28 protein-coding genes are annotated in these 26,993 nt (G+C 67.3%); 15 read left to right on the forward strand and 13 right to left on the reverse strand.

What is annotated here, in order from left to right; genetic code table 11:
• The first annotated feature begins 24 nt into the window (after positions 1 to 24).
• The 5 genes from ACQ5SA_RS18940 (at position 25) to fghA (ending at position 3,699) form a co-directional block, all read left to right on the forward strand.
• Positions 25 to 933, forward strand: a complete 909-nt coding sequence (locus tag ACQ5SA_RS18940) for a LysR family transcriptional regulator (protein WP_499315553.1) — start codon at positions 25 to 27, stop codon at positions 931 to 933.
• Between the two features lie 56 nt (positions 934 to 989).
• Positions 990 to 1,265, forward strand: a complete 276-nt coding sequence (frmR, locus tag ACQ5SA_RS18945; RefSeq protein WP_005411009.1) for a formaldehyde-responsive transcriptional repressor FrmR — start codon at positions 990 to 992, stop codon at positions 1,263 to 1,265.
• Positions 1,266 to 1,327: 62 nt separating this feature from the next.
• Positions 1,328 to 2,437 carry an S-(hydroxymethyl)glutathione dehydrogenase/class III alcohol dehydrogenase gene (locus ACQ5SA_RS18950; RefSeq protein ID WP_499315555.1) on the forward strand — a complete coding sequence of 370 codons (1,110 nt, stop codon included), beginning with the start codon at positions 1,328 to 1,330 and terminating at the stop codon, positions 2,435 to 2,437.
• 8 nt (positions 2,438 to 2,445) lie between these two features.
• Positions 2,446 to 2,805 carry a YqcC family protein gene (locus tag ACQ5SA_RS18955; protein ID WP_499315557.1) on the forward strand — a complete coding sequence of 120 codons (360 nt, stop codon included), beginning with the start codon at positions 2,446 to 2,448 and terminating at the stop codon, positions 2,803 to 2,805.
• Positions 2,806 to 2,868: 63 nt separating this feature from the next.
• Positions 2,869 to 3,699: an S-formylglutathione hydrolase gene (gene fghA / locus ACQ5SA_RS18960; RefSeq protein ID WP_499315559.1), complete on the forward strand. Its 831-nt coding sequence runs from the start codon at positions 2,869 to 2,871 to the stop codon at positions 3,697 to 3,699.
• Between the two features lie 72 nt (positions 3,700 to 3,771).
• Here the strand turns inward: fghA and ACQ5SA_RS18965 are convergent, their stop codons facing one another.
• Positions 3,772 to 4,635 carry a PA4780 family RIO1-like protein kinase gene (locus ACQ5SA_RS18965; protein ID WP_099820969.1) on the reverse strand — a complete coding sequence of 288 codons (864 nt, stop codon included), beginning with the start codon at positions 4,633 to 4,635 and terminating at the stop codon, positions 3,772 to 3,774.
• 233 nt (positions 4,636 to 4,868) lie between these two features.
• On the opposite strand from ACQ5SA_RS18965, the gene ACQ5SA_RS18970 reads away from it, so the two are divergent.
• Entirely contained in the window at positions 4,869 to 6,314 is a 1,446-nt protein-coding gene (locus ACQ5SA_RS18970) for a GGDEF domain-containing protein (RefSeq protein ID WP_499315560.1), read from the forward strand.
• A gap of 42 nt (positions 6,315 to 6,356) precedes the next feature.
• On the opposite strand, the gene ACQ5SA_RS18975 is transcribed toward ACQ5SA_RS18970, so the two are convergent.
• Both ACQ5SA_RS18975 and ACQ5SA_RS18980 read right to left on the reverse strand, forming a co-directional pair.
• The gene (locus tag ACQ5SA_RS18975) at positions 6,357 to 6,827 is read right to left on the reverse strand and encodes a hypothetical protein (RefSeq protein ID WP_499315561.1); all 471 of its coding nucleotides are present in this window, start codon (positions 6,825 to 6,827) and stop codon (positions 6,357 to 6,359) included.
• 11 nt (positions 6,828 to 6,838) lie between these two features.
• On the reverse strand, positions 6,839 to 7,279 hold the full coding sequence (locus ACQ5SA_RS18980) for a universal stress protein (RefSeq protein WP_499315562.1): 441 nt from the start codon (positions 7,277 to 7,279) through the stop codon (positions 6,839 to 6,841).
• 141 nt (positions 7,280 to 7,420) lie between these two features.
• Here ACQ5SA_RS18980 and ACQ5SA_RS18985 point away from each other — a divergent pair, with 141 nt between their 5' ends.
• From ACQ5SA_RS18985 to ACQ5SA_RS19000, 4 genes are all read left to right on the forward strand, one after another.
• Entirely contained in the window at positions 7,421 to 8,338 is a 918-nt protein-coding gene (locus ACQ5SA_RS18985) for a LysR family transcriptional regulator (RefSeq protein WP_230112683.1), read from the forward strand.
• 154 nt (positions 8,339 to 8,492) lie between these two features.
• Positions 8,493 to 10,022 carry an MFS transporter gene (locus ACQ5SA_RS18990; RefSeq protein WP_499315563.1) on the forward strand — a complete coding sequence of 510 codons (1,530 nt, stop codon included), beginning with the start codon at positions 8,493 to 8,495 and terminating at the stop codon, positions 10,020 to 10,022.
• Between the two features lie 22 nt (positions 10,023 to 10,044).
• On the forward strand, positions 10,045 to 11,127 hold the full coding sequence (locus tag ACQ5SA_RS18995; protein ID WP_499315564.1) for an HlyD family secretion protein: 1,083 nt from the start codon (positions 10,045 to 10,047) through the stop codon (positions 11,125 to 11,127).
• Positions 11,124 to 12,533 (forward strand): efflux transporter outer membrane subunit, encoded by a 1,410-nt coding sequence (locus ACQ5SA_RS19000; protein WP_499315566.1) that lies wholly within the window; start codon positions 11,124 to 11,126, stop codon positions 12,531 to 12,533. The genes ACQ5SA_RS18995 and ACQ5SA_RS19000 overlap by 4 nt, the downstream gene beginning before the upstream one ends.
• Before the next feature lie 85 nt (positions 12,534 to 12,618).
• Here ACQ5SA_RS19000 and ACQ5SA_RS19005 read toward each other — a convergent pair whose 3' ends face one another.
• The 6 genes from ACQ5SA_RS19005 to ACQ5SA_RS19030 form a co-directional block, all read right to left on the reverse strand.
• Positions 12,619 to 13,017 (reverse strand): hypothetical protein, encoded by a 399-nt coding sequence (locus tag ACQ5SA_RS19005; protein WP_230112687.1) that lies wholly within the window; start codon positions 13,015 to 13,017, stop codon positions 12,619 to 12,621.
• 168 nt (positions 13,018 to 13,185) lie between these two features.
• Positions 13,186 to 13,524: a hypothetical protein gene (locus tag ACQ5SA_RS19010; RefSeq protein WP_230112688.1), complete on the reverse strand. Its 339-nt coding sequence runs from the start codon at positions 13,522 to 13,524 to the stop codon at positions 13,186 to 13,188.
• A gap of 78 nt (positions 13,525 to 13,602) precedes the next feature.
• A complete protein-coding gene (locus ACQ5SA_RS19015; RefSeq protein ID WP_049464775.1) occupies positions 13,603 to 14,544 on the reverse strand; it encodes a DegV family protein in 942 nt (313 codons plus the stop codon).
• 95 nt (positions 14,545 to 14,639) lie between these two features.
• Positions 14,640 to 15,272 carry a 2-hydroxychromene-2-carboxylate isomerase gene (locus tag ACQ5SA_RS19020; protein ID WP_499315568.1) on the reverse strand — a complete coding sequence of 211 codons (633 nt, stop codon included), beginning with the start codon at positions 15,270 to 15,272 and terminating at the stop codon, positions 14,640 to 14,642.
• A 19-nt stretch (positions 15,273 to 15,291) separates the two neighbouring features.
• Positions 15,292 to 16,542 (reverse strand): amidohydrolase family protein, encoded by a 1,251-nt coding sequence (locus tag ACQ5SA_RS19025; protein ID WP_499315654.1) that lies wholly within the window; start codon positions 16,540 to 16,542, stop codon positions 15,292 to 15,294.
• Between the two features lie 17 nt (positions 16,543 to 16,559).
• On the reverse strand, positions 16,560 to 17,969 hold the full coding sequence (locus ACQ5SA_RS19030; RefSeq protein WP_499315570.1) for an amidohydrolase: 1,410 nt from the start codon (positions 17,967 to 17,969) through the stop codon (positions 16,560 to 16,562).
• A gap of 153 nt (positions 17,970 to 18,122) precedes the next feature.
• Here ACQ5SA_RS19030 and ACQ5SA_RS19035 point away from each other — a divergent pair, with 153 nt between their 5' ends.
• Together ACQ5SA_RS19035 and ACQ5SA_RS19040 are read left to right on the forward strand one after the other, a co-directional pair.
• Positions 18,123 to 18,899 (forward strand): AMP nucleosidase, encoded by a 777-nt coding sequence (locus ACQ5SA_RS19035; RefSeq protein WP_025874105.1) that lies wholly within the window; start codon positions 18,123 to 18,125, stop codon positions 18,897 to 18,899.
• Between the two features lie 43 nt (positions 18,900 to 18,942).
• Positions 18,943 to 19,482 (forward strand): DUF924 family protein, encoded by a 540-nt coding sequence (locus ACQ5SA_RS19040; protein ID WP_099820979.1) that lies wholly within the window; start codon positions 18,943 to 18,945, stop codon positions 19,480 to 19,482.
• Positions 19,483 to 19,574: 92 nt separating this feature from the next.
• On the opposite strand, the gene grxD is transcribed toward ACQ5SA_RS19040, so the two are convergent.
• On the reverse strand, positions 19,575 to 20,501 hold the full coding sequence (gene grxD, locus ACQ5SA_RS19045) for a Grx4 family monothiol glutaredoxin (RefSeq protein WP_089238100.1): 927 nt from the start codon (positions 20,499 to 20,501) through the stop codon (positions 19,575 to 19,577).
• 60 nt (positions 20,502 to 20,561) lie between these two features.
• Here grxD and ACQ5SA_RS19050 point away from each other — a divergent pair, with 60 nt between their 5' ends.
• Positions 20,562 to 21,341: a polysaccharide deacetylase family protein gene (locus ACQ5SA_RS19050; protein WP_499315571.1), complete on the forward strand. Its 780-nt coding sequence runs from the start codon at positions 20,562 to 20,564 to the stop codon at positions 21,339 to 21,341.
• A gap of 256 nt (positions 21,342 to 21,597) precedes the next feature.
• Here the strand turns inward: ACQ5SA_RS19050 and ACQ5SA_RS19055 are convergent, their stop codons facing one another.
• From ACQ5SA_RS19055 to ACQ5SA_RS19065, 3 genes are read right to left on the reverse strand one after another with little or no spacing between them, the layout of a single operon-like run.
• Positions 21,598 to 22,329, reverse strand: a complete 732-nt coding sequence (locus ACQ5SA_RS19055; RefSeq protein ID WP_353099166.1) for a class I SAM-dependent methyltransferase — start codon at positions 22,327 to 22,329, stop codon at positions 21,598 to 21,600.
• Between the two features lie 4 nt (positions 22,330 to 22,333).
• Complete coding sequence (locus ACQ5SA_RS19060; protein WP_353099165.1) at positions 22,334 to 22,951, reverse strand: SGNH/GDSL hydrolase family protein; 618 nt, start codon at positions 22,949 to 22,951, stop codon at positions 22,334 to 22,336.
• Between the two features lie 3 nt (positions 22,952 to 22,954).
• The gene (locus ACQ5SA_RS19065) at positions 22,955 to 24,229 is read right to left on the reverse strand and encodes a pyridoxal phosphate-dependent aminotransferase (protein ID WP_100553518.1); all 1,275 of its coding nucleotides are present in this window, start codon (positions 24,227 to 24,229) and stop codon (positions 22,955 to 22,957) included.
• A 112-nt stretch (positions 24,230 to 24,341) separates the two neighbouring features.
• Here ACQ5SA_RS19065 and rsgA point away from each other — a divergent pair, with 112 nt between their 5' ends.
• Entirely contained in the window at positions 24,342 to 25,451 is a 1,110-nt protein-coding gene (gene rsgA / locus ACQ5SA_RS19070) for a ribosome small subunit-dependent GTPase A (RefSeq protein WP_108265479.1), read from the forward strand.
• Positions 25,452 to 25,584: 133 nt separating this feature from the next.
• Positions 25,585 to 26,838, forward strand: coding sequence for a flavohemoglobin expression-modulating QEGLA motif protein (locus tag ACQ5SA_RS19075; protein ID WP_499315573.1), 1,254 nt, complete (start codon positions 25,585 to 25,587; stop codon positions 26,836 to 26,838).
• Positions 26,839 to 26,993: the final 155 nt, after the last annotated feature.

Consider the following 26,993-nt stretch of genomic DNA (forward strand, 5'->3'; position numbering starts at 1 on the left):
TGTCCCCAATAAGCGAGTCTGTCGATGCTTCCCGTCGAATCCTTGAATGGCCTGGCGACCTTCGTCACCACGGCGCGCTCGGCGACCTTCACCGAGGCCGCCGACGCGCTGGGCATCTCCCGCTCGGCGGTCGGCAAGGCCATCGCCCGGCTGGAAGCGCGCCTGGGCGTGCGCCTGTTCCATCGCACCACCCGGCGCATCGCGCTGACCACCGATGGCGAGGCCTACTACGCCTCGTGCGCGGCGGCGCTGGATGAAATCGCGGCAGCCGAAGCCTGCCTGGGCTCGGCTGCGCATCTGCCGAGCGGCCGCCTGCGCATCGACATGCCGTCCTCGTTCGGGCGGCTGGTGGTGCTGCCGGTGCTGCTGCGCATGTGCAATGAACACCCAGACCTGCAGTTGACGATGACCTTCACCGATCACTTCGTTGATCCGGTGGAAGAAGGCATCGACCTGCTGATCCGTTTCGGTGGCCTGCACCACGCCGAACACCTGGTCGCACGCAAGCTGGCCAGCCAGCGACTGGTGACCTGCGCGTCGCCGGCCTACCTGCAGACCTTTGGTGTGCCGCAGACGCTGGACGAACTGCGCGCCCATCGCAGCGTGGTCGGCTTCCGTCATGGCCAGTCGGTGGCGTGGCGGATCGGCAGCGAGGGCACCAACGGCAGCTTCATTCCCAGTGCCACCCATCAGCTCAACGATGGCGATGCCGTGATCGAGGGCGCCATCGCCGGGTTGGGGATCTGCCAGATGCCGATGTCATTGGTGCGTCATCACTTGGAATCCGGCGCGTTGCAGTCGGTGATGGACCACTGCACGCAACACCATGTGGACATCCACGCGCTGTGGCCGCAGACCCGGCATCTGCGGCCGAAGGTGCGCTATGTGGTGGAAGAGCTGACCCGGTTGGCCGCAGACGGGGCCTTCGATTGAGCTCCGGATCGGCTTCTGTATACTATCCCCCAGTATAGTTCCGAGGCCGGCCTGCCATGCCGCACTCCCCCGAAGAGAAAAAGAAGGTTCTCGCCCGCGTGCGCCGCATCCGCGGCCAGTGCGATGCGCTGGACCGCGCGCTGGAAGCCGGCGCCGACTGCGGGCCGGTGCTGCAGCAGATCGCCGCCATCCGTGGTGCGGTCAACGGCCTGATGTCCGAAGTGATGGAAGCGCACCTGCGCGAGGAGTTCGGCCAGCCCGCTGCCTCCGATGAACAACGCGCCGAACGTGTGCGCGACATGAGCGCGTTGATCCGCTCGTACCTGAAATGAACGACGGCGCGACACAGCGCCGCGCATCCTGTTTTCCGCAAGCCTTTTTGGAGAATGCCATCATGAAATCCCGTGCCGCCGTCGCCTTTGGTCCCGGCCAGCCGCTGCAGATCGTCGAGATCGACGTCGCCCCGCCGAAGCAGGGCGAAGTGCTGGTCAAGATCACCCACACCGGTGTCTGCCACACCGATGCGTTCACCCTGTCCGGCGATGATCCGGAAGGTCTGTTCCCGGTGGTGCTGGGCCATGAAGGCGCCGGCATCGTGGTGGAAGTGGGGGAGGGCGTGACCAGCGTGAAGCCGGGCGACCACGTGATTCCGCTGTACACCGCCGAGTGTGGCGAATGCCTGTTCTGCAAGAGCGGCAAGACCAACCTGTGCGTGTCCGTGCGTGCCACCCAGGGCAAGGGCGTGATGCCTGATGGCACCAGCCGCTTCAGCTACAACGGCGAGCCGATCTACCACTACATGGGCTGCTCGACCTTCAGCGAATACACCGTCGTTGCCGAGGTGTCGCTGGCCAAGATCAACCCGGACGCGAACCCGGAGCATGTCTGCCTGCTCGGTTGCGGCGTCACCACCGGCATCGGCGCGGTGCACAACACCGCCAAGGTGCAGGAAGGCGACAGCGTGGCGGTGTTCGGGCTGGGCGGCATCGGCCTGGCGGTGATCCAGGGCGCGCGCCAGGCCAAGGCCGGGCGCATCATCGCAGTGGATACCAACCCGTCCAAGTTCGATCTGGCCCGCGAATTCGGTGCCACCGACTGCATCAACCCGAAGGATCATGACAAGCCGATCCAGCAGGTCATTGTTGAAATGACCACCTGGGGCGTGGACCACAGCTTCGAGTGCATCGGCAACGTCAACGTGATGCGTGCGGCGCTGGAATGCGCGCACCGTGGCTGGGGCCAGAGTGTGGTGATCGGCGTGGCCGGTTCGGGCCAGGAGATCTCCACCCGTCCGTTCCAGCTGGTCACCGGCCGCAAGTGGATGGGCACCGCCTTCGGCGGCGTGAAGGGCCGCAGCCAGCTGCCGGGCATGGTTGAAGATGCCATGAAGGGCGATATCGAGCTGGCCCCGTTCGTCACCCACACCATGGACCTGGACAAGATCAACGACGCCTTCGACCTGATGCACGAAGGCAAGTCGATCCGTTCGGTGGTCCATTTCTGAGGCGCGTCATGGGCTGGCTGGAAGCCCTGCGCCGGCCGCGTGCGGAAGACCCGCGTGCGGCCCTGGTGGCCCCGATCGAGCAGGCGCTGCGTGCGCTGGGCTGGGTAGTGGGCGAAGTGGGGCCACCGCGTGCGGTGACCTCGGCCTTCGGCAGCGACGATGGCATGCCATTCGAGCAGTGGCTGGGGCTGGTATTCCTGCCGCGTCTGCATGAGGCCCGCGCTGATGGCCAGTGGCCGCCGCGCAGCAACGTGGCAGCGGCGGCGTATCGCAATCTTGATGGCCAGCCTGGCGTCGAACCGTTGCTGCGCCTGCTGGCGCAGCTGGATGAACTGATAAACAAAGGCATCCACGCCGTGCGTGGATAAGCCGACCAAGGTCGGCATCTACCAGAAGCACGCGTGCGCTGACGCACCGCGCAGGAGAACATCATGGAACGCATCGAACACCGCGCCTGTTTCGGTGGCTGGCAGGACGTCTATCGCCATCACTCCACCACGCTGGGCTGCGACATGCAGTTCGCCGTGTACCTGCCGCCGCAGGCCGCCAGCCAGAAGCTGCCGGTACTGTATTGGCTGAGCGGACTGACCTGCACCGAGCAGAATTTCATTACCAAGGCCGGTGCGCAGCGCTATGCGGCGGAGCACGGCGTGATCGTCGTCGCCCCGGATACCAGTCCGCGCGGCGATGACGTGGCCGATGCCGAGGGCTATGACCTGGGCAAGGGCGCGGGCTTCTATCTCAACGCCACCCAGCAGCCGTGGGCCAAGCACTACCGCATGCACGACTACGTCGCGCAGGAACTGCCGGCACTGGTCGAAGCGAACCTCCCGGCTACCGATGCGCGCGCGATCAGCGGCCATTCGATGGGCGGTCACGGCGCACTGGTGATCGCGCTGCGCAACCCGGGCCGTTACCGCAGCGTGTCAGCGTTCTCGCCGATCGTTGCGCCCAGCCAGGTGCCGTGGGGACAGAAGGCGTTCACGGCCTACCTCGGTGACAACCCGGCCGACTGGGCGCAGTGGGATGCCTGCGCGCTTGTGGCCAATTCCGGCGAGCGCTTGCCGCTGCTGGTCGACCAGGGCGAGGGGGATGAGTTCCTGCAGATCCAGCTGCAGCCGCAGCGCCTGCAGCAGGCCTGTGAGGCCGCCGGCCATCCGCTGAGCCTGCGCCTGCAGCCCGGCTACGACCACAGCTACTACTTCATCGCCAGCTTCATCGGCGAGCACATCGCCCACCACGCGCGCGCACTGAAGGCCTGACCCTGTAGCCGAGCCCACGCTCGGCTGCTCTGGCTTGTCCGTAGCGTCGAGCCGCCACGCATGGCGTGGCGCTTATACGTCGTCGTCTTCTTCCGCCGCTTCACGGCCCTGCTGGCGGATCAGGGCTTCTTCGCGCGCATCGTTGATGGCGTGGCGCACGCTGTCGAGGTCGACGGTAGATTCATCGTGCACAAAGGTGCCGGTGAGCTCGCTGTCCGGCAGCAGGCTGCCAGCCTCGAACAGCGCCCACATTTCCTCGCCATACCAGCTGTCCAGCAGTTCAGGGGCGAAACGGCCCAAGTAGGCGGTGAGGTTGTTGACGTCCCGCAGCAGCATGCTGCGCGCGGCGTTGTTGCCGCCTGCACTGACCACCTGGGGGAAATCGATCACCACCGGGCCATCGGGACCGACCAGCACGTTGTACGGCGAGAGATCGCCATGGATCAGGCCGCAGCACAGCATGCGCACCACCTGGCGGACCAGGGTCTGGTGGAACTGGCGGGCCTGTTCGGGCTCCAGTTCCACTTCGCCCAGGCGGGCGGCGGAGAAACCGTCGGCATCGGTGACCAGCTCCATCACCAGCACACCGTGGAAGTAGCCGTATGGCTCGGGCACGCGCACGCCGGCATCACGCAGCAGGTACAGCGAGTCCACCTCGGTGTTCTTCCAGGCCGTTTCCTGCTGCTTGCGGCCGTACTTGCTGGCCTTGCCCACCGCACGCGCCTCACGGCTGCCGCGCACCTTGCGGCCTTCCTGGTACTGCACGCGCTGCTGGAAGCTGCGCTGGGCCATGTCCTTGTAGACCTTCGCGCAGCGCACCTCGTTGCCGCTGCGTACCACGTACACGGCCGCTTCCTTGCCGCTCTTGAGCGGGCGTAGCACTTCATCGATCACGCCGTCGTCGATCAGCGCGCGCAGTCCTTCGGGGGTTTTCACGGGATATCTGGGGTGGCCGGCGCGGAGGCGCTCGCCAGGATGGGGAGGGATTTTCGCATTTTACAGGTCGCGGCTGTCGGGCGGCTTCCCGGCTGGCCCGCGAGCGTCGCCGGGCAACCATTTCGCGAGACGGCTGCCACTGTCGCGTATCCGTCTTTTCCAACGCGGATCACGCCGCTGTGGCGTGGCGGCGCGCTATCGTGCCGCCATACGGCCTTGCGCATGGGGGATGCATGCTGGTTGTGCTGGCGCTGATGTTCGTGATCTGCCATGGCGTGGTCGTGGCGTTCTGGCCGGGTACGGCGGGTGGGGGATCGTTCGTGTTCCTGACCGCGGCGCCTCTGCTGGCCGCCGCGGCCTGCCTGTGGCGTGGCCAGCGTGACCGCGCTGCACTGGGCTGGCGGGCCACGGCAATGGCGCTGCTGCTCTGGGCCGGTGGCATGGCCTTCAACATGGCCGACGCACTGGGGGCCGGACGGTCCGACATCACCCCGCGCGCCAGCCTGCTGTTGTATGTGCTGTACGGCGTGCCGCTGGTGTTCATCCTGGCCCGCGCCCGTCGCGAACGCCGGATGATCAGCCTGATCGACGGCGTGATGGCTGCGCTGCTGGGTGTCCTGTTCTTCGTGCATACCCAGTCATTTGCCGACCGCATCGACATCGATGACCAGGCGATGGCCCACATGCAGCGCATGTTCGACATCCAGAACCTGTGCATCGCCGGCTTCGCGGTGGTGCGCTGGGTCGCCGGCGATGCGCCAGAACGGCGCAGCTTCTACCGCGCGCTGGCGCTGTACGCACTGAGCTATCTGCTGCTGGCGTTCTACATCAATCACTACACCTCCGAACAGTCGTTCGGCGCCTACAACGATCTGTTGATCGACCTGCCGTTCCTGCTGCTGGCGGTACTGGCACTGCGCCAGGCACCTGCTCCGGGCTTCGTGCTGCATCCGCGCCTGCTGCGATTGGTGCAGGCGGGCGGCCCGATCATCCTGCCCTTGCTGCTGCTGGTAGTCGGCACCCTGGTGGTCGACCACGCGCGGCCGTTGGCGGTGACCGGCTTCGTGGTGGCGACGCTGGGCTTCGGCCTGCGCAGCACCCTGCTGCAGATCGACCTGCTGGAACGGCAGGCGGGTCTTGATCAGCTGGCGCGGCAGGATGGCCTGACCGGCGTAGCCAATCGCCGTGAGTTCGATACGCTGCTGCTGGCCGAATGGAACCGCGCGCGCCGCAGCGGCACCGAACTGGGCCTGTTGCTGGTGGACATCGACCATTTCAAGGCATTCAACGACGAGCACGGTCATCCCGCTGGCGACCGCTGCCTGCAGGCGGTGGCTGCGGTGCTGCAGTCCACTGCCGGGCGCGCGGCCGACAGCGTGGCGCGCTATGGCGGTGAGGAGTTCGCGGTGATCGTGCCCGGCAGCCCGCTGTCGGGCGTGCTGGCGCTGGCCGAGCGCCTGCGCGAGGCGGTGGAAGCACTGCCGCTGCCGGAGGGTCCGGTCAGCATCAGCGTGGGGGTGGGCTACCTGCACCCACCGGCGCTGGCCAGCGCCGAACAGTTGCTGGCCGATGCCGATGCCGGCCTGTACGCGGCCAAGCGTGCGGGCCGCAACCAAGTGACATTGCATGCGCACGTGCTGGACGACGACGGGGGCGCGCACGGCACGCTGGACTGTTGAGCACGCCTGGGCCACTGCCGCGACAGGACGTCGCGCGGCCGATCAGCGCTGCCGCTGCCACCCGGCCGGATCCAGCAGGCGCAGCCCAACGGGTGACAGCGACCGCTGCCGCAACGTCAACGGCGTGGCCTGTACCGCCGCCGCACAACACGCCAGTTGCCGACGCAGCGGCGCCAGCACATCGTCTTCGCGTGGGCGTGCATGACGCCATTGGGCGATGCGCAGCAGACAGACCAGCAGGTCCAGTTCGCTGGCGGAAATGAAGGGCGACCCGGCCGGCAGCAGCTCGATCGGTGCGTGCGGCGTGGCCAGCAGCGGCAGCAGTTCACCGAAGGCGTCGCGCCCTTCAGCATTCAGGCCCAGGGCCGCCAATTGCAGCAGGCCCTCGGCCTGCAGGGCCGGGTCGGCCAGTTGCCGCAGCGCGGCCAGCAGGGCCTGTTCGCTACGACTGAACTGACGGCCGAAGGCGCGATAACTCACGCGGGTGGGAAATACAGGGGAACGTGAGGCCATGCCGGGAGTACCTACGGATCGCGCGTTTCCACCAGCACCGGGCACGGCGCATGGTCGATGGTCCATTGCCCGACCGAGGGCTCGAACAGACGCTGCAGACGTGACAGATGGCGATGGCCGATGACGATCAGATCGCATTGCAGGCGACGCGCCTGCGCGCTGATCACTTCGCCCGGGTCGCCGGACGGCAGCTGTGCGATGGCATCCACGCCGCGCTCGCGCAGCTCGGCCAGGGCATCGGCCAGCACGGCTTCGGCATGCGCCTGCTGCTTGGCGGCGGCCGGATATTCGCGGCGGTCGGCATCGGTGGCATCCGCTGCCAGTGCGAATTCGGGGTCGAGCACGCAGAGCAGGTGCAGGCGGCTGCGGGGGCCGGCCATGGCGGCGGCGAGGTCCAGCACGCGGTCGTGCTGGGGGCCGCCATCAAGCGCGACCAGCAGGGTGTTGAACATGAAAAGCTCCTTTGCAGGGCGGTGATGGTCGCTCATGTCGTCGCGCGCACCCATGCCGTGCGCCGCAGTCAATGCGTGCGCAGGACGCAACTCTGGTCGGTTTGGATTGCAGTAGAGTCATCGCATTTACGGGAGACTGCCATGCCCCTGCCTGACCTCAACCTGTTGCTGGCACTGGATGTGCTGATCGACGAATGCAGCGTGGCCGCCGCCGCGCGGCGGATGAACCTCAGTGCGCCGGCGATGAGCCGTACCCTCGGCCGGGTGCGCGTGGCCCTGGGTGATCCGGTGCTGGTGCGCGCCGGCCGTGGCCTTGCCCCCACACCCCGCGCGCTGGAACTGCGTGAGCAGGTGCGCGATGTGATCGAGCAGGCACACCGCGTGTTCAATGCCGGCCGCGAGGTCGACATGGCTACCCTGGAGCGCACGTTCAGCGTGCGCGCCAACGATGTGTTCATCGGCAGCTATGGCGGCCGCCTGCGTGAGGTATTCCGCCAGCAGGCGCCGCGTTGCATGCTGCGCTTCGTGCCCGAAGGCGATACCGATGACGATGCGATGGTGCAGGGGCGGATCGACCTGTACATCAGCACGGCGGGCAAGCACAGCCCGGAAACCAAGGTGCAGCACCTGTTCACCACCTCGCTGCTGGGCGCCGCACGCGAGGATCATCCGCTGTTCGACGGTGACATCAGTGCCGAGCGCTTCGCGGCCTGCGACCACATCGCCGTGTCCCGCCGCGGGCTGGCGCACGGCCCGATCGACGAGGAACTGGCCGTGCTCGGCCTGCAGCGACGGGTAGCGGTAGTCATCCCCACCTTCCACGGTGCGATCTTCGCTGCTGCTGATTCAGACCTGGTACTGCCGCAGATGCCGAGCGTGATGCTCGACCGCATCACCCACATGGGCCTGCCGCTGCGCATGTTCCCGCTGCCGGTGCCGGTACGTACCGTGGCACTGGTGCAGGCCTGGCACCCGCGCATGGACAACGACCCGGCGCACCAGTGGCTGCGGCGGGCGATCAAGGTGATGTGCGACTCGGTCGAGGCGTCCCGCCACTGATCGCCTGCAGGCGTGCGTCGGACGCACGCCTGCGATGCCGGGCACGCCATTTTTCACAGGCAACGGCCTTTCTAGACTGCGCTCCCGATAGTTTCACTGAGCGCAATCCAATGACTCCACATATGCCGTGCACTGCACGGATCGGCGGCAGGCAGTGAGCACGCCTGCCGCCGTACTGCCGGCGCCGGCAGCGTCCCGTCCCGTCGCTGCACCCGGGCTCGACCGGCGCATCCTGGTAGGGCTGTGCGGTGTGCTGCTGGCGGTGCTGGTGTCGGGCTTCAACGAGAACGTCACCAAGGTCGCACTGGCCGACATCCGCGGTGCGATGGGTTTCAGCGTCGATGACGGCAGCTGGATCGTGGCGCTGTACAGCGCGATGTCGGTCAGCGCGATGGCATTCGCACCGTGGTGCGCCGCCACCTTCTCGCTGCGCCGCTTCGCGATGGCGATGATCGGCGGGTTCATGGCGCTGGGCGTGCTGTGCCCGCTGGCACCCAACCTGCAGACCTTTCTGGTGCTGCGCGCGTTGCAGGGCCTGTGCGGTGGCGCGTTGCCGCCGCTGCTGATGAGCGTGGCGCTGCGCTTCCTGCCGCCGGGCATCAAGCTGTACGGCCTGGCCGCCTACGCACTGACCGCCACCTTCGGGCCGAGCATGGGCACCCCGCTGGCCGCGTTCTGGGTGGAACAGGTGGGCTGGCACTGGGCGTTCTGGCAGATCGTGCCGTACTGCCTGGCGGCGATGGCGATGGTCGGCTGGGGCCTGCCACAGGATCCCCTGCGGCTGGAACGCTTCGCACAGTTCGATGGGATCGGCCTGATGCTCGGCCTGCCGGCGCTGGTGCTGCTGGTACTGGGCCTGGTGCAGGGCCCGCGTTTGAACTGGTTCGACTCGTCGTTGATCACGCTGATGCTGGGTGGCGGTGCGGGTCTGCTGGTGCTTTTCATGGTCAACGAGTGGTTCCATCCGTTGCCGTTCTTCAAGCTGCAGCTGCTGGCCAACCGCAACCTCAGCTATTCGCTGATCACTCTGGGTGGCGTGCTGTTCGTGCTGCTGGCCGTGATCTCCATTCCCTCCGGCTTCCTCGCCAGCGTGCAGGGCTATCGGCCGCAACAGACCGCGCCGATGCTGCTGTGGGTGGCGGTTCCGCAGGTAATCGCGCTGCCGTTGGTAGCCGCCCTGCTGAACATCCGCGCGATCGATTGCCGCTGGGTGCAGGCCACCGGTCTGGCGCTGCTGGCGCTGGCGTGCTGGCTGGGCGCACATCTGGACGTGAGCTGGATCCGCGACAACTTCCTGTGGGTGCAGTTGCTGCAGGTGTTTGCCCAGCCGATGGCGGTGCTGCCGCTGCTGATGCTGGCCACCGGTGGCCTTGCGCCACAGGACGGCCCCTTCGCCTCGGCGTGGTTCAACACGGTCAAGGGCTTTGCCGCGGTACTGGCCAGCGGCGTGCTTGAAGCGGTCGCGCAGGGACGCCGACATTTCCATTCCACCGTGCTGGTCGACCGCCTCGGCGAACAGCCGTGGCTGACCGACGGGCCGCAACTGGGCGCGCGCCTGCATGCGCAGGTGCAGGCATTGACCTCGGCCGATCTCTACCTGCTGGTCGCGTTGGTCGCGCTGGCCTTCATTCCCCTCATTGCCTGGATGCCCACCCGCATCCATCCGCCACGTGCCGTGGCTTGATCCCCTTCGCAGGAACCCCCTCATGACAATCAATCGAACGTATCTCAACGCCGGTCTCAGCCTGGGCGTGCTGGTCCTGGCCGGTGCTGCCTGGTTGCTGCTGCGCGATGGCCGCCACCAGACCACCAACAACGCCTATGTGGTCGCCGACTACACAGTGGTCGCGCCCAAGATCGCCGGCTTCGTCAGCGCGGTGGAGGTGGAAGACAACCAAGCGGTGAAGGCCGGTGACGTGCTGGCCCGCATCGATGACCGTGACTACCAGGTCGCGTTGCTGGCCGCCCGCGCCGACCTGGCCAATGCGCGTGCACAGCTGGCCAACGCACAGGCGGCGCTGGCACAGCAGGGCTCGCTGATCGAACAGGCCAGGGCGAGTGTGGATGTCAGTCGCTCCGAACTGACCCTGGCCAGCGCCGACCAGCAGCGATACCGCGAGCTGGCGCGCGACGGCGCCGGTACCGTGCAGAACGCACAGCAGGCGCAGTCGAAGCAGGCCGTGGCCAGTGCGCACCTGCAACAGGGGCAGGCCGCATTGTCGACCGCACGCCAGCGCACCGACATCCTCACTGCCGGGGTGCAGGCGGCGCAGGCGGCCGTGCAGCGTGCCGAAGCCGCGCAGGCACGCGCCGAACTGGATCTGTCGCACACCGAGCTGCGCGCACCCATCGACGGCCTGGTCGGGCGCCGCGCAGTGCGCGTCGGTGCCTACCTGACCCCGGGCACGCCGGTGGCCGCGGTGGTGCCGCTGCAGCGCGCCTTCGTGGTCGCCAACTTCCAGGAAACGCAGATGACCCGCATGCAGCCGGGGCAGCAGGTTGAACTGACGGTGGACGTGTTCCCCGGCACGCCGCTGCGTGGCCATATCGACAGCATCGCCCCGGCCACGGGCGTGACGTTCGCCGCGATTGCACCGGAAAACGCGACCGGCAACTTCACCAAGGTGGTGCAACGCATTCCGGTGAAGATCGTGCTGGAGCCGGAGCAGGCATTGCTGGGCCAGCTGCGTGCCGGCATGTCGGTTGAAGCGAGCGTGGATCTGCAGAGTCCGCAGCGGGTGCAGAGTGCCCAGCGCGAGCAGCACCGCAAGGGCGGGGAGGGCGCATGATCCGCGTATTCCCACGTGTACTGGCTGCAGCGGCACTGTGCACGGCGCTGGGCGCCTGCACACTGGGCCCGGACTTCGTGCGCCCGCAGGCCGAATTGCCCACGCAGTGGCAGGGCGAAGCGGTGGCGTCAGCTGCGCTGGATGACGATGCCCGCTGGTGGTCCGGTTTCGACGACCCCCTGCTGGGGCAATTGGCGACGCAGGTGCTGCAGGCCAATCTCGACCTGCAGCTGGCTGCCAACCGCGTGCAGCAGAGCCGCGCCGCGCGTGGCGTCACCGCTGCCGACCGCCTGCCCAGCGTCAGTGCCACTGCCACTGGCGTACGCGCACGCAACAGCGAGGTAGGCCTGAACGATCCGTCCGGTAATGGCGGTCGTGATGACTATGGTGTGTTGCAGGCAGGCATCGGTCTGAGCTGGGAACTGGATCTGTGGGGCCGCGTACGCCGTCAGGTGGAAGCCGCCGACGCACGCGTGCAGATGGCCGAGGAAGATGCACACGCGGTACGCATTGCGCTGCTGGCGGAGACCGCGCGCGATTACCTGCAGTTGCGCGCAACGCGCCAGCTGCTGGCGATCACCGAGGACAACCTCAGCATCGCCCGCGACATCAAGCGGTTGACCGAAGCGCGCCAACGCCAAGGCGTGGCCAGCACGTTGCAGGTGTCCAGTGCGGCGGCACAGGTGGCATCGTTGCAGGCGCGCATCTCACCGTTGCGGCATCGCGAATCACAATTGCGCAATGCGCTGGCGTTCCTGCTGGCGCAGCCACCGCTGACGTTGGACGCGCAGTTGCCGAGCGCGCGCCGCGACTGGCCCGCGTTGCCGACCGTCGCCGTGGGCGTGCCCAGTGAGCTGGCCGAGCGTCGCCCCGATGTCCGCCGTGCCGAGGCTGCGTTGCATGCAGCCACGGCTGGTATCGGCGTGGCCAAGGCCAGCTTCCTGCCGCGCATCACCTTGAATGGCGATGCCGGTTTCCAGGCCAAGCAGCTGGATGACCTGGATGGCTGGAACGCGCATCGCTTCAGTATCGGCCCGTCGATCAGCTTGCCGATCTTCCAGGGCGGACGCCTGAAGGCCAACCTGGCGTTGAGCAGGCTGCAGCAGCAACAGTCGGCGCTGCAGTTCCGCCGTACCGTGCTGCAGGCCTGGCATGAAGTGGACGACGCCATCGACGGCTATGCCGCCGAGCAGCAACGTACAGCTCAGCTGCATGTGGCGGTAGATGAGAGCGAGACGGCGCTGGGCGCAGCGCGCCGGCAGTACCAGGCCGGCGTGGTCGACATGCTGGATGTGTTGAGCACGCAGCGCATCGCGCTGGACAACCAGGCCGCGCTGGCCAACAGCCAGGCGACGGCCGCGATTACACGCGTGGAACTGTATCGCGCGCTGGGCGGTGGTTGGTAGCACGCGGGATGGGGTAGTGCCGGCCGCTGGCCGGCAGCTGCAGGATGCATGGGTTGCCGGCCAGCGGCCGGCACTACCCTGGTCGTCAGTTCGACGGTTTCTCGCGCTTGCGGAACAGCAGATAAGGCCAGATGCCGATCAACACCGCTGCGATGACCGTGCCGTAGACCAGCGCGAACACCGACTTGCCAGGCTCGGTCCAGACCATGCCCAGCAGAAGCAGGCCGAGCACGATGGTCGGCCCGCCCAGCAGGATCATCGCGAAGGTCTTTATCCGTCCACTGGTGGGCGCATTGGCGAGCTTGCCGACCATGTCGGTGCCACCGAAATGCACCTGCAGTGCATCGTTGGTGGAACGGGCGGGTTGCGGTTTTGCGGGTTCCGGCGGCGCTACCGGCTGCTGCAGATCCATTTCCTCGGGCGCCGACGGCAGCAGGTCCGACAGGTTGGTCTGCTCGATGAGGGCTTTCAGCTTGGGGTCCATGTGCAGTCCGTGCAGTCGCCGTTGGCGGCGGCACGATAGCAGCAGATCCGGGTGCTCGGTAGTGCCAGCCACGAGGAACTGGTAGATGCCAACCAAGGTTGGCACCTACCAGAGCGGGGCAGGTAGTTGAGCGGGGCAGGTAGCGCCGGGCCATGCCCGGCGGGCACCTCAACGCACGTCGCGCAGTTCCCAATGGTGCCCGGCCAGCAGGCGCAGGCGCTGCTTGAACACGTCACTGTCGATGCGGGTGGTGGCCACCAGGTTGATGCGCAGATCCTTCTGCTCACCGGTCACGGTGGCCTCCGGATCGGTCACGCCCCACTGCGGTTCCACCGCATCCGGGTCCGGTTGCTTGTCGCGCCAACGCTCGAACAGGCTGCCATTGCGCAGCGCATTCTGCAGTTCTTCGGCGAAGCCAGCGGCACCCTGTGAATGGAAAGCCAGGTCGGGGTCGTTGCCGCGGGCTTTGGACGGTTCGGGCAGGCTGATGTGGTACTGCGCAGGCATGTTGATCTCCTTGAGGTGCAGCTAGGCTGGCATAAGCGCGGTGGAATCGATGTGCAGATTCCACTGCGTGGTTGGCCTTCATTCAAACCGATGCGGCCCATCGGCGAAGCCCACGGTGACCGCGCCCTTGCCGACGTTGACCATGCCGGTCAGGCTCATCACCGATTCGTACACGGTCACGCCATGGCCGGCGCAGACCTCCTTCATCTGCGCGTAGCCGGGCAGGGCGCGCAGTTCGTCCAGTTCGCCGCCGTAGCTGACGCACACGGTGGGCGTCATCAGTCCGGCGCGTACGCGCTGGCCGACCACGCCGAACAGCTTCAGCACGGCATTGTCGAAACCCTTGATCTTCGCCACCGGCCCGGTCTCGCCGCGATAGCCATGCAGCACCGGCTTGATGTCCAGCGCACTGCCCAGCGCCGCGCTGAGCAGGCCGACGCTGCGGTCGCCCTTGTGCCGCGCGCGTGCGCGCATGTAGTACAGGTCGCGGGTGACCATGTAGCCGTGCACGTTGCCCGCCAGTTCTTCCAAGCGCTCGCGGATCTGCTGCACGCTGGCGTCGCTGGCACGCAGGCGCACCGCTTCCACCGCCGTCACAGCCTGTGCGGCGAACAGGTTCTGGGTGTCCAGCACGCGCAGCGCGAACGGCGAGTTGTAGCCTGCCGCCTGCCGCACCGGTTTGTAATCGTTGAGGATGGCGAAGCTGGCCTGCAGCGCGTTGTCGTGGATCGGGCTGCGGGTCTTGGTGATGGTCATGCAGAACACGTGGTCGTAGTCGATCACCAGCCGCTGCAGGAACAGGTCGCGGATCTGGTTGACGCTGAAGGGGATGGTCTCCGCTTCGGCGCCGTGTTCGGCTACGTGCGCGTGCAGAAAACTCAGCGTGGCCTGCTCGTCGCGGTGGTCGGCGAGCACGGCTTCGCCGATCCGCACGGTGATCGGCAACAGCACGATGTTGTGCTCGGCAATGAAGTCCTGCGGCAGGTCGCAGGCCGAGTCGACGACGATTCCGATGCGCATCCGCGGCTCCCCCTCCAGGGCGGTTGTAGGTTCGGAAATGTGAAAACTATCTCAAAACCGGATCGGGCGCGCGAGGGAAATGCGCCACTGCCTGTTCAGCGACTGCGCTGCACCGCCATCGGCAGGGCCACGGCGTGCTGCCAGTCCGGCCGATCCAGCAGGCCCGGGTCGTCCAGTACCGCCGCCATCAGCGGGTGGGTATCGTTGCCCCAGAACAGTTCGCCGTCGATGGACAAGGTCGGCACGCCGAATACGCCAGCCTCGATCGCCGCATCGGTGTTGCGCCGCAGCTGTTCCTTGATTGCCGGCTCACCGATGGCCGCCTCCACATCGCTGATACCCAGCCGGGCAGCGGGTTCGCGCAGGGCCGGGGCGCTGTCGGCCGCGTGGCCATCGCGCCAGATCCAGTCAAACAGCACATCCACCGCTTCGGTGCTGACGCCTGCGGCCAGGCACAGGCGCAGGGCGGCCAGCGGGTTGAACGGATGTCCGGGCGGAAAGCGCAGTGGCGTGCCCTCGGCCTGCGCGGTCCACAACAGCTGGCGGTACATGAAACGGCGCTTGGCCGGGATCTCCGCCGGGCCCAGGTTGCCCAGATTGTGCAGGACCGCACCGAAGGCGATCGGTACCGGTTGGATGTGCTCGAACTGCGGCAGCCGCTTGACCTTCTGCCAGTGCAGGTAGGAGTAGGGCGAGACGAAGTCGAAATACCAGCGCAGGGTGGGCATCGATGGTTCCTCGTAACGGTCAGGGCTGTGCGTTGCGCTGCAGGTAGCGGTCGCGCAGTTCGGTCTGGCGCGAGCGCATCGGCATCGCACGACCGCCCAGCCAGACCTGTTCGGCATAGTGCGCCACATCCAGCGGATCACCCTCCCACAGCACCAGGTCGGCACGCTTGCCCGGCTCGATGCTGCCGATCTGGTCGGCCACGCCCAGCACCTCGGCCGGTACCCGGGTCAGCCCGGCCAGGCCGTCGGCCCAGGGCAGGCCGTTGGCCACCGCGTTGCCCGCCAGCTGGCGCATCTTTCGCGCATTGTGCGAGGCGTCGTCGCGCTGGGCAAAAGCCACCGGTACGCCGGCGCGCTGCAACCGCGCGGCGTTTTCCAGGGTGGCGCCGATCTGGTCGAAGGTGGCCGGCAGGTTGCCCAGCGCGTCGACGAACACCGGCACCTTGGCCGCCGCCAGTTCCGGTGCCAGCTGCCAGGCCTCGGCACCGCCGGCGATGGCGATCTTCACTTTTTCGCGGGCCGCCCAGCGCAGCAGCTGGCGGATGTCGGCCGCGCGGTCCACTTCCACCACGACGCGGCCTTGCCCGGACAGATAGCGGGCCAGCGTACGGCGACCGGCCGGGGTCAGCAGCGCATGCGGCGAGTCGGCGGCGACCTGGCCACGTGCTTCATCGACCATCTGCTGCAGCAGCATCCATTGCGCCGCGCGCGATTGCCCGGTCAGTTCAGACGCCGCAGCACCCAGGCGCAGGAACAAGGCGCGCGGGCCGATCGGGTCGGCACTGCCATCGAAACGCACCACGCCGCCCTGGCCAGCAACGAAGCCACCGCCGGTGGCCGCGCCCAGCGCCGTGAAGCCGATACCGTCCAGGCGTGCTACCGGAATCAGCACCGACGCGGGGTTGTAGGCCAGGGTCACGTCGAATTCCGGACGCAGCGGCTGCTCACCGATCTTCAGCGCGCTGTCGACCGTGCTCGATTCGCCGGACACTTCCTCGATGCCGATCTCGGTGATGCCGCCGAACAGGGCAGGGGTCAGCGTGCGGCCCTTGGCCTCGACCACCGGCACGCCGGCCGGTGCGGACAGGCCGCGACCCACCGCGCGGATGATGCCGCCCTGCACCAGCACGTCGGCGTCTTCCACGTTGCCGCGTGCGCTGGCGGTAGCGACGGTCGCACCGCGCACCAGCAGGTCCTGCGCCTGTGCAGGCGGCGCGATGCAGGCCAGCGCCATGACGGCAGCGCCGAGCGTTGCGGCAGATTTCGCCATTGCCTTGAACATGCCCATCAGCGCAGCTCCTGCCCAAGTTGGAAATCAGACCGCGGCGTCGCCGGTGGCGTGCTGCGGTCGTACACACGGCGGCCATCGACGAACACCTGTTCGGCCAGTGCATACGAGCTGAAGGGGTTGCCGTTCCAGATCACCACGTCGGCCATCTTTCCGGCCTCCAGCGTGCCGGTCTGCGCTTCGATTCCCAGCGCCTTGGCGGCGTTGGCGGTCATCCAGGTGATCGCGCGTTCCGGTGCGATCTCCGGCATGTGCGCGCGGCGCGCGGCGGCCATCACCTTGGCTGCTTCCTGGTTCAGGCGTTGGATGCCTTCGGGCGAGTCGGAGTGGACGATGGCGCAGCTGTTTTTCGGCCGGTCGACCAGCGCGATGTTCTCGGCGATACCGTCGAAGGCCTCCATCTTGAAGCCCCACCAGTCGGCCCACAGTGCGCCGCACACGCCTTCGGCAGCCAGCCGGTCGGCCAGTTTGTAGGCCTCCACGCCATGGTGGAAGGCGGCCACCTTGAAGCCGAATTCCTTGGACAGGTCGAGCATGGTGGCCATTTCATCGGCGCGGTAGCAGTGGATGTGCACGCGGATATCGCCCTGGATCGCACCGGCAAGGGTGTCCAGCTTGAGGTCGCGCTTGCCGCCGGCGTCACCGGCGCTGTCGCCCTTGTCGCTGCCGAACCAGCCCTTGCGCTTGGCCGGCTTTGGCTTGTTCTTGGCGATGTAGTCGGCCGCGTCGATGAAGGCTGCGCGGTAACCGGCCACGTTGCCCATCCGGGTGGCAGGTGCCACGCCCTTGCCGCCACCGTAGACGCGCTTGGGGTTCTCGCCGCAGGCCATCTTCAGGCCCCACGGCGCGCCGGGGAACTTCATCGCCTGGTAGGTGGTGGCAGGCACGTTCTTCAACGTTACGCCGCGGCCACCGACCAGGTTGGCCGAGCCGGGCAGCACCTGCATGCTGGTCACCCCGCCGGCCAGTGCCGCCTGGAAACCGGGGTCCTGCGGCCATACCGAATGCTCGGCCCAGACGTTGGCAGTGACCGGCGCGGTCATCTCGTTGCCGTCGCTGTGCGCGCCTACGCCGGGGCTGGGATAGACGCCCAGGTGCGAGTGCACGTCGATCAGGCCCGGGGTCACCCATTTGCCGTCCGCGTTGATGCGGGTGACGCTGGCATCGACCTGCAGCGCATCGCCGACGGCGACGATGCGGCCATCGCGCAGCAACACATCGGCGTTGTCCAGGCGCTGGCCGGTGCCGGTCAGCACGGTGGCGTTCTGGATCAGCAGCGGCGCATCGGGATGCGCCCGGTAGGTGCTTGGGTAGGGATCGGCCACGAAGCGCGAAGCGCCCACGGCCGGCGCCGTGCTCAGCGATACCAGCGCCAGACCCAACCCGGCGCGCAACAACGTCGATGTCATGCAGATCCCCTTGGCAGCGTGTTCAACCCACCGACGCTAGCCGGGGACTGGCCTGCTTGCCAAGTGTCCTTTTTCACGGGGCGTCATCTGCCATCTCGACGGCAACGTCCGCCTCCCGGAAAATGGTGCTCCCCACGCCGCACCGGACCGCCCATGAAGAGCAAGCAGGACATCGTCGACAACTGGCTGCCGCGCTATACCGGCGTGCCCCTGGACCAGTTCGGCCAGCACATCCTGCTGACCAACTTCGGGGGCTACCTGCATACGTTCTCCGCGCTGACCGGTGCGCCGGTGATCGGCCTGGACCGGCCCATGGCCAGTGCCACCATCGACGGCATCACCATGATCAACTTCGGCATGGGCAGCCCCAATGCCGCGATCATCATGGATCTGCTGTCGGCGGTGATGCCCAAGGCGGTGCTGTTCCTGGGCAAGTGCGGCGGGCTGAAGCGCAAGAACGAGCTGGGCGACCTGGTGCTGCCGATCGCGGCCATCCGCGGCGAGGGCACCTCGGGCGACTACCTGCCGCCGGAAGTGCCGGCATTGCCGGCTTTCGCCCTGCAGCGTGCGGTCTCGACCATGATCCGCGACCTTGGCCACGACTACTGGACCGGCACCGTCTACACCACCAACCGCCGGGTCTGGGAGCACGACGAGGCCTTCAAGGAGCGGCTGCGGGCGATGCGCTGCATGGCCATCGACATGGAAACCGCTACGATCTTCGCTGCCGGCTTCGCCAACCACATCCCCAGTGGCGCCCTGCTGCTGGTTTCAGACCAGCCGATGATCCCGGACGGGGTGAAGACCGAGGCGTCGGACGCCAAGGTCAGCTCGCAGTTCGTGGAAAACCATATCCAGATCGGCATCGAGGCGCTTAAGCTTATCCGGCGCAACGGCAAGTCGGTCCGCCACCTGCGCTTCGACGAATGATGATGATGGCCTGGCGCGGTGCGCCGGCCTTGGGGAGTAGGTGATGGACGTTGCCGCGCAAGTGGTGGAATTCTGGAAAGACGCGGGCCCTGAAAAGTGGTTCGCCCGCGATGATGCGTTCGACGCACGGTTCCGTACGCTGTTCGCGGACGAACACCATGCCGCCGCATCGCGCGCGCGCGAGCACTGGCTGAGCAGCGCCGAGGGCGCGCTGGCGCTGATGCTGCTGCTGGACCAGTTCCCACGCAACTGCTTCCGCGGCACGGCCCATTCCTATGCCACCGATGGTCTGGCCCGGCACTACGCCATGCGCGCGATCGAAGAAGGGCTGGACCTGCAGCTGGTACCCAAGCTGCGCGCCTTCATCTACCTGCCGTTCGAGCACTCCGAAGATCCGCTGGACCAGGACCGCTCGGTGGCGATGTTCGACGTGCTGGGTGACAAGGAATACCTGCAGTACGCCGAACTGCACCGCGACATCATCCGCCGCTTCGGCCGGTTCCCGCATCGCAATGCGGTGCTTGGCCGCATGCCTTCGCCGGAAGAACTGGACTACCTGGCCGAAGGCGGGTTCGCCGGATAACCCGGAAGGAGTAGATCCACGCCATGCGTGGATGGATTCAACGGAAAACGCCGGCTTGCGCCGGCGTTTTTGTGGGTTTCAACTGCAGCCGATCAGTACTTCGGCACGCCGTTGTCCACTTCGTCCGACCAGGCGTCGATGCCGCCGGTGACGTTGAACACCTTGCTGAAGCCCAGCGCACGGAACTGCTCCGCTGCCTGCGCGCTACGGCCACCGTGGTGGCACAGGAAGGCCAGGGCGGTGTCCTTCGGCAGGGCTTCCAGCTCGGCGCGGCCGTTGCCATCGAAGCTCTTGAACGGCACGCCGACAGCGGCGATGGCACGTTCTTCGGCCGGGCGCACGTCCACCAGCATCACGTTGCCGGCACGCACCAGGTCGTCGGCATCGCGCACGCTGATTTCCTGCACCGGCTTGGGCGCGTTCGGGTTGTCGATCGCCAGGCCCTTGCCACGGATGTCGTCGACCCAGTCGATGGTGATGCCGTCGGCGCGGCGGGCGCTGGCCAGGTCGAACTGCACGCGCAGGCCGTTGGACTCTGCGGCAATCGCGCCTTCGTCGTACGGGGCCAGCTGGAAGTTCGGCTGGAAGCGGGCATCGATGCCCAGCTGCAGCGACGCACCCGGCGAATCGGCCAGCGCACCCTTCAGCATTTCCACTGCGGCCGGGGTGACGGTGATGCGCGGCGGGGTGCGGTCCGGTGCGGCCAGGCCCAGCACGCTGCTCAGCTCACCGCTGGCGGCCATCTGCAGCACGATGTCGCTGCCGCCGACCAGTTCGCCGTCGATGTACAGCTGCGGGATGGTCGGCCAGTCGCCATAGGCCTTGATGCCTTCGCGGATCTCCGCGTCGGCCAGCACGTTGACGTGGGCGAACTCCACGCCCAGGTCCTGCAGGGCACCCACGGCCTTGGCCGAGAAACCGCACTGCGGCATCGAGGGCTGGCCCTTCATGAACAGCACAACGCGGTCGTCGTTGAGGATGGTTTCGATGCGCGAACGCAGGGCGGGATCGAGGGACATGGCAGTCATGGGTCCGAAAAATTCGAATCATCAATTCTACCCCCCATGGCATCATGGGGAATGACCAGCGCAGGAACATTGCATCGCATCCCGACCCGGCCCTGGCGCTGGGTACCCTGGCTGGTGCTGTCGCAGCTGGCTGTGATCCTGATATGGGTACTGGCGGGCTGGCAGTGGGGCCTGGCGCTGATGGTGGCAAGCCACGCGTTGTTCATGGTGCCGGTGTTCCTGCCCAACAGCCGCTTCTACGCGCCCGTGCTGAGCCGGTTGCCCGAGACCGGCAACAGCGTCTGGCTGACCATCGACGACGGCCCCAGTGAACAGACCCCCTCGGTGCTGGATCTGCTGGACCGACACCAGGCGAGGGCGACCTTTTTCCTGGTCGGCGAGCGCGCATTGGCGCATCCGGCCCTGGTGGAGGAGATCCTGCGTCGCGGACACGACCTCGGCAACCACAGCCACAGCCATCCGCAGGCGCGCTTCTGGCGGCTGGGGCCGGGCACGATGGCGGCGGAGATCGAGGGTTGCCAGCAAGCGCTGCAGACGGTCAGCGGGCGACCGGTGCGCTGGTACCGCTCGGTGGTGGGCATGACCAACCCGTTCGTGGCACCGGTGCTGCGCAAGCTGGGCCTGGTGCGCGTGGGCTGGAGCGCCCGCGGCTACGACGGCGTCGGCTGCACACCGGAAGGGGTGCTGGCGCGTCTGCTGCCGGACCTGCGCCCGGGCGCGATCGTGCTGTTGCATGAAGGTGCCGCCCACGGCCACAACCTGGCCATCATCGAACGCGTGCTGCAGTCGCTGGACGAGCGCGGCCTGAAGGCCGAACTGCCGGCCGGCTGACCGGTAGCGCCGGGCCACACCCGGCGAGCGCCAGACGCAGCAAGAGCGAAGCGACCCGCGTTTGCTCTTCGCTTTTTTCTTGTCTTCCGTGGTGGACGCACCCGTAAACCGTCCGTGGCCGGGCGGGTGGGCTGCACAGGGGCGTGAGCCGCATGGATGCGGCGACCGAGCTTACATGGACGTACTTGCAGCGCCCCCTGTGCAGTCCACCCACCCGGCCATCTCACGATCACCCTGGCCGCCCACCACGAGGGGCTCAGCCGTTGGCCGCAGTTCCCGGACGCTCGGCAACCAGCAGCCAGCTGTTGAACGGCGTGCGCCCATGCAGGGGACGCAACGGAGCCACCTGCAGCCCAGCCTCGGCCAGCGTGGCCTGCAGCCGCTGCGGATCCGGGTAATGGCGCGGTCGCGTGCCCATCCAGCCGACCAGCCACGCCAGGCGATCAGCCACTCGAGTGGTTCGGTCGCGGCGGTCGCCGGTCGCCAGCGGCGTGCGCAGCAGCAGGCGGCCACCGGGCGCGACCAGCGCGCTCACCGCACGCAGCAGTTCCAGTTGTGGCGCCTCATCCAGGTACTGCAGCACATCCAGCAGCAGCACATGCCCGCTATGCGTCGGCAAGGGCGCCTGCACATCCAGACAGTCGAAACGTGCATCGGCCAGGCCGGTGCCGGCGCGCTGCGCACGCGCGATCTTGTCGTCGTCCACGTCAATCCCGAGGTACGCCTGCTGGCGACCACGCTGACGCAGCACGTGCGCGAACAGGCCCAGCCCGCAGCCGAGGTCGAGCACCGGCTTGCCGTCGTCCGGCAGGTGCTGCAGTACGCCGTCATACAGCGGGTCGCTGCCCAGCTTGCCGCGGGTGTAGTAGTAATCGCGGCGGCTGCCCCAGGCCTGTATCGGCCGGAAGGACTCGGCGATCAGACGTGCCTGTGCGGCATCAAGCGGCGAACAGGGCAGGGGCGTGCCGTTCCGTGGCGTGCCGTGCATCGTGTCAGTCCGTCCTGCCCAGCAGGTGCGCTGCAACCGGCAGCGCACGCGCGCTCCACAGTGCATACATCCGTGCGGACGGGTGCAGGCCATCCTCGGCGATCATCGCCGGGTCAGCGCCGTTGTCGCGGCTGATATTGGTGATATCGACGAAGGCCACGCCCTGCTGGGTGCTGATCACCTCGGCGGCCGCGTTGAACTCGTCGGTCTCCAGTTCGACGCGGGCCAGGTCACGGCCGCTGCCTGCACCGTACGGCGTGGTGCCCCAGTCCGGGAAGGACAGCACCAGCACGTGGTCGGCGCGGCCACCGGCAAAACCGATCGCGCGCTGCAGCAGGGCCTGGAACTGCACCTGGTACTCGTCCAGCGGGCGCTCGCGGTACTGGTTGTTGACGCCGATCAGAAGGCTGACGAAGTCGAACGGCCCTTGCGGCGCCTCATGGTCGATGCCGGCATCGAGCTCGTCGGTGGTCCAACCCGTGGTGGCGATCGTCTGCGGGTCGGCCAGATCGATGCCCTGCGCGCGCAGGGCGGCGGCGAGCTGATGCGGCCAGCGGCCGTCGACCGCGACCGCTTCACCGATGGTGTACGAATCGCCCAGGGCCAGATACGACAAGCCCATCGCTCAAGCCACCGACCGGCGGGGCTTCAGCGGCACCACCTTGGTGGCGTCTTCAGCCCGGCGGGCGAGGGCGCGGTCGATACGGGCGAACACGTCGCGCATCACCGACGCCTCCGGCAGCAGGGTCACGCGGAAGTGGTGGCGGTAAGGCACGTTGAAGCTCGAGCCCGGCACCACCAGCACGCCGTCGTTGTTCATCAGGTCCAGCGCGAAATTGTGGTCGTCGAAGCCCTTGGCGGCGGCGCCGACCACGGCCGGGAACGCGTACAGCGCACCGGCGGGAGCGACCAGCGACAGGTGCTCGCTGGCCTCGCAGGCTTCGATCACCGCACGGCGGGTTTCATACAGACGGCCGCCCGGTGCGCACAGCTCGGAAATGGTGTCCGGGCCGTTCACCGCAGCGTCGATGGCGTACTGGCCCGGAACGTTGGCGCACAGACGCAGTGCGCCCAGCAGGTCCAGCGCTGCGCGGAAGTCGCCCAAGCGTGCGTCGTCGCCACTGAGGTGTGCCCAGCCCACGCGCCAGCCGCAGGCGCGGTGCACCTTGCTCAGGCCGCTGAAGGTCAGGCAGGGATGGTCGCCGGCCAGCGGCGCGACCGGCTGGAACACCGCGTCGTCGTACAGGATCTGGTCGTAGATCTCATCGACCAGCAGCAGCAGGTTGTGGCGTCGCGCGATCTCCACCACGCGTTCCAGCAGCTCGCGCGGGTAGCTGGCGCCGCTGGGATTGTTCGGATTGATCAGCACGATGGCGCGGGTGCGCGAGGACACCAGCGTCTCGATCTCGCTCGGGTCCGGCTGGAAGCCGTTCTCGGCGGCGCAGCGGTAATACACCGGGCGGCCATCATTGAGGATGGTCGAAGCAGACCACAGCGGGTAGTCCGGCGAGGGCACCAGCACTTCGTCACCCGGGTTGAGCAGCGCCCGCAGCGACAGGTCGATCAGCTCGCTGACCCCGTTGCCGACGAACACGCGGTCCGGGTGGGCATCCGGTGCGCCACGGCGGGCGTAGGCGGCGGCGATGGCCTCGCGGGCGACCGGCAGGCCCTGCTGATGGGTGTAGGGATCGGTGCGGCCCATGTCATCGGCGATGGCGCGCTGCAGGTGTTCCGGTGCACGGAAGCCGAAAGCGCCGGGATTGCCGATGTTGAGCTTGATCAGCTTGTGGCCCTGCGCCTCCAGCTCCCGGGCTCGCCGCGCCAGTTCTCCGCGGATTTCGTAGCGCACTTCGGAAAGGCGCTCGCGGATGACCAGGGGTTTGGGCGAGGGAGTGGACATGGGCGGTGGGCCGCAAAAGGCATGGGGGTTCCATGGTAGCGGAATTGCTGCAGCGCATGGCAAGGGCTGCAGGGCCCGCCAACATTGGGCTGGGCGGCATCGCACAGGTAGAATGGCGGCGATGACCCAGACCCCCGATTTCACCGCCCTGCAGACCATCGGCTGGCCCTGGCCGGGCCCGCCGGAGCATGCCGACTGGCAGGCCGCGATGGCCGCACACCCGCAGGCCCGACCGGCGCGGGTGATCGAACAGCACCGCACCCACTATGTGGTGGCCGATGGCCCGGACGCGTCGATCAAGGCCGAATCCTTGCCGGAGTGGCAGCGCCCACGCTTCCCCAGCCACGAACGGCCGGCGGTTGGCGACTGGGTGCTGCTGGACGGCATCCGCATCGTCGCTCTGTTGCCGCGACGTACCGCCATCAAGCGCGGCGCCGCCGGTGAGCACTACCACCAGCAGGTGATCGCGGCCAACATCGATACCGTCTTCATCGTCTGTGGGCTGGATGCGGACTTCAATCCGCGCCGTATTGAACGCTACCTGCTGCTGGTGGGCGGTGGTGGTGCCGAACCGGTGGTGGTGCTGACCAAGGCCGACCAGACCGAATACAGCGAAGATGCGTTGGCGGTGCTGGAGGAACTGGAACTGCAGGGCATCGCCCTGCACGCCATCAACGGCCTGGATGCGGACAGTGTTGCAGTGCTGGAGCCGTGGCTGGGCCCCGGCCGCACGGTGGTGCTGGTGGGTTCTTCCGGTGCGGGCAAGTCGACGTTGACCAACACGCTGCTGGGAGAGCAGCGGATGAAAACCAACTCGGTGCGCGCCAACGATTCGCGCGGCCGCCATACCACCACCCACCGCGCGCTGATGCCGCTGCCGATGGGCGCGTGCCTCATCGACACTCCCGGCATGCGCGAACTGAAGCCGACCGGCGAAGAGACGTTGGCCGAGGGCGGTTTCGCCGATATCGAAGCGCTCGCCGCACAATGTCGCTTCAACGACTGCATGCATCAGCAGGAACCGGGCTGTGCGGTACGCGCGGCGATCGATGCCGGCGAGATTGAAGAGAGCCGGCTGCAGAACTACTTCAAGTTGAAGGAAGAAGTGGCCGCCGCTGCCGCGAAGTTGGCCGTGCGCCAGGCCGAGACCGCGCAGGAACGTGGCGGCAGGAAGGGCAAGGGCCAGCAGTTCCGTCCGGCGGGCAAACCGCGTCGGCGCTGACCCGCGATGACGGAAGCCCGCTTCTGGTAGGTGCCAACCTTGGTTGGCACGAACGCGTCCGAAGCCCGCCGTCGGCGGATGCCAACCAAGGTTGGCCTCTACCAAAGCAAGGGCACGGCGCTATAGTCCGCCCATGGAACCGACCGCGACGCTTGACCGTGACGTGGCCCACCATGCAGCGCTCGATGCGCGCCTGGTCGAGGCCGTAGGAGGCATCCGCCTGCTGGGCCTGACCAGTTGGCCGGCAACCCTGCAAGCACCCTTCCTGGACAGCGTGGCACGCGGCCAGCCGAAGCTGCCGGTGATCGACTACCCGAAGCTGGACTTCAGCGACGAGCGTCGCGCGCTGGCGGCGCTTGCTGCCGAGTGTGATGAAAGCCATCCGCTGGGCCATTACGTGCGGCAGTCCGCGCAGAGTTGGGATCTGGCCGCGCAGCTGCTGGAAGGCCTCGGTACCGCGGCCGTGGATGCCTGTTCGGTGCAGTTGTTCGGTTCACCCGAGCAACCATTGCCGGGCAACGGACCGAGCACGCGCGATGCAGCACGCCACTTCATCCAGATTGCTGCCGAACTGGATCACGAACTGCTGGCACCGGAAGAACAGGTGCCGATCTCGGCGATCGCCCTGCAGTTGCAGCTGCAGAATGACCTCGATGCATTCTTTGAATCACGCATCATCCAGGTGCAACTGGACCCGGAGCTGGTCTCCAAGGCGGCGGCCGGAGCGACCCGCATCCGCCTGCGGACCAGCGCGCGTTTCAGCGCCTACGACCGCGCGCAGCTGTTTCACCACGAAGCGCTGGTGCACTCGTTGACAGCGTTGAACGGTCGCGCGCAGCCGGTGCTGCCAAGCCTGGCGCTGTCCTCGCCACGGGTGACGGCCACCCAGGAAGGGCTGGCGACATTCGCCGAGCAGATCACCGGCAGCATCGACATCGAGCGTCTGAAGCGCATCAGCCTGCGTACCGAAGCGATCGCGATGGCGCGCGAAGGTGCGGACTTCATCGAGGTGTTCCGCTACTTCTGCGATGCCGGGCAGAACCCGGAAGAGAGCTTCGCCTCGGCGCAGCGGGTCTTCCGTGGTGTGCCACCGAGTGGGGGCCTGGCCTTCACCAAGGACACGGTGTACCTGCGCGGGCTGGTGTCGGTGCATACCTTTTTCCGCCACATGCTGGCCGAGGATCGCCTGCAGGTCTGCCGTTGGTTGTTTGCCGGCAAGATGAGCCTGACCGATGCGATCACGTTCGCGCCGCTGTTCGAATCAGGCGTGCTGAAGCCACCGCGTTGGCTGCCGCATTGGATGAGCCGGGCGAACGGCCTGGCCGGCATGCTGGCGTTCTCGCTGTTTGCCAACCGCATCCGGATGGACCAGCTGGCGCCGGAATGAAATGCGTTGGCGGCTTGTGGCGTCTTGATTGATATTGGGGAGAGCGGGGGGCTTACGCTGGCCAGGACACGCCGCAAGTACGTCCCTGTAGGCTCGGCCACGGCATCCATGCCGTGGACGGTCCTGGCCAGCGCAAGCCCCCCGCTCCAGACAAT

The organism is Stenotrophomonas indicatrix (assembly GCF_050573115.1).
Lineage (GTDB): Bacteria > Pseudomonadota > Gammaproteobacteria > Xanthomonadales > Xanthomonadaceae > Stenotrophomonas > Stenotrophomonas lactitubi_A.

Bases quoted from the DNA above. Each gene is read 5' to 3' on its own strand.
- ACQ5SA_RS19005 (WP_230112687.1), bottom strand. From the start codon at position 13,017: ATGGACCCCAAGCTGAAAGCCCTCATCGAGCAGACCAACCTGTCGGAC.
- ACQ5SA_RS19025 (WP_499315654.1), bottom strand. From the start codon at position 16,542: ATGGCGAAATCTGCCGCAACGCTCGGCGCTGCCGTCATGGCGCTGGCC.
- ACQ5SA_RS18955 (WP_499315557.1), top strand. From the start codon at position 2,446: ATGGGCTGGCTGGAAGCCCTGCGCCGGCCGCGTGCGGAAGACCCGCGT.
- ACQ5SA_RS19050 (WP_499315571.1), top strand. From the start codon at position 20,562: ATGACCAGCGCAGGAACATTGCATCGCATCCCGACCCGGCCCTGGCGC.
- ACQ5SA_RS19040 (WP_099820979.1), top strand. From the start codon at position 18,943: ATGGACGTTGCCGCGCAAGTGGTGGAATTCTGGAAAGACGCGGGCCCT.
- ACQ5SA_RS18940 (WP_499315553.1), top strand. From the start codon at position 25: ATGCTTCCCGTCGAATCCTTGAATGGCCTGGCGACCTTCGTCACCACG.
- ACQ5SA_RS19075 (WP_499315573.1), top strand. From the start codon at position 25,585: ATGGAACCGACCGCGACGCTTGACCGTGACGTGGCCCACCATGCAGCG.
- ACQ5SA_RS19010 (WP_230112688.1), bottom strand. From the start codon at position 13,524: ATGCCTGCGCAGTACCACATCAGCCTGCCCGAACCGTCCAAAGCCCGC.
- ACQ5SA_RS19060 (WP_353099165.1), bottom strand. From the start codon at position 22,951: ATGGGCTTGTCGTATCTGGCCCTGGGCGATTCGTACACCATCGGTGAA.
- ACQ5SA_RS18980 (WP_499315562.1), bottom strand. From the start codon at position 7,279: ATGTTCAACACCCTGCTGGTCGCGCTTGATGGCGGCCCCCAGCACGAC.
- ACQ5SA_RS18985 (WP_230112683.1), top strand. From the start codon at position 7,421: ATGCCCCTGCCTGACCTCAACCTGTTGCTGGCACTGGATGTGCTGATC.
- rsgA (WP_108265479.1), top strand. From the start codon at position 24,342: ATGGCGGCGATGACCCAGACCCCCGATTTCACCGCCCTGCAGACCATC.
- ACQ5SA_RS18950 (WP_499315555.1), top strand. From the start codon at position 1,328: ATGAAATCCCGTGCCGCCGTCGCCTTTGGTCCCGGCCAGCCGCTGCAG.
- ACQ5SA_RS19000 (WP_499315566.1), top strand. From the start codon at position 11,124: ATGATCCGCGTATTCCCACGTGTACTGGCTGCAGCGGCACTGTGCACG.
- ACQ5SA_RS18970 (WP_499315560.1), top strand. From the start codon at position 4,869: ATGCTGGTTGTGCTGGCGCTGATGTTCGTGATCTGCCATGGCGTGGTC.
- ACQ5SA_RS19015 (WP_049464775.1), bottom strand. From the start codon at position 14,544: ATGCGCATCGGAATCGTCGTCGACTCGGCCTGCGACCTGCCGCAGGAC.
- ACQ5SA_RS18995 (WP_499315564.1), top strand. From the start codon at position 10,045: ATGACAATCAATCGAACGTATCTCAACGCCGGTCTCAGCCTGGGCGTG.
- grxD (WP_089238100.1), bottom strand. From the start codon at position 20,501: ATGTCCCTCGATCCCGCCCTGCGTTCGCGCATCGAAACCATCCTCAAC.
- ACQ5SA_RS18975 (WP_499315561.1), bottom strand. From the start codon at position 6,827: ATGGCCTCACGTTCCCCTGTATTTCCCACCCGCGTGAGTTATCGCGCC.
- fghA (WP_499315559.1), top strand. From the start codon at position 2,869: ATGGAACGCATCGAACACCGCGCCTGTTTCGGTGGCTGGCAGGACGTC.
- ACQ5SA_RS19035 (WP_025874105.1), top strand. From the start codon at position 18,123: ATGAAGAGCAAGCAGGACATCGTCGACAACTGGCTGCCGCGCTATACC.
- ACQ5SA_RS19055 (WP_353099166.1), bottom strand. From the start codon at position 22,329: ATGCACGGCACGCCACGGAACGGCACGCCCCTGCCCTGTTCGCCGCTT.
- ACQ5SA_RS19020 (WP_499315568.1), bottom strand. From the start codon at position 15,272: ATGCCCACCCTGCGCTGGTATTTCGACTTCGTCTCGCCCTACTCCTAC.
- ACQ5SA_RS19065 (WP_100553518.1), bottom strand. From the start codon at position 24,229: ATGTCCACTCCCTCGCCCAAACCCCTGGTCATCCGCGAGCGCCTTTCC.
- ACQ5SA_RS19030 (WP_499315570.1), bottom strand. From the start codon at position 17,969: ATGACATCGACGTTGTTGCGCGCCGGGTTGGGTCTGGCGCTGGTATCG.
- frmR (WP_005411009.1), top strand. From the start codon at position 990: ATGCCGCACTCCCCCGAAGAGAAAAAGAAGGTTCTCGCCCGCGTGCGC.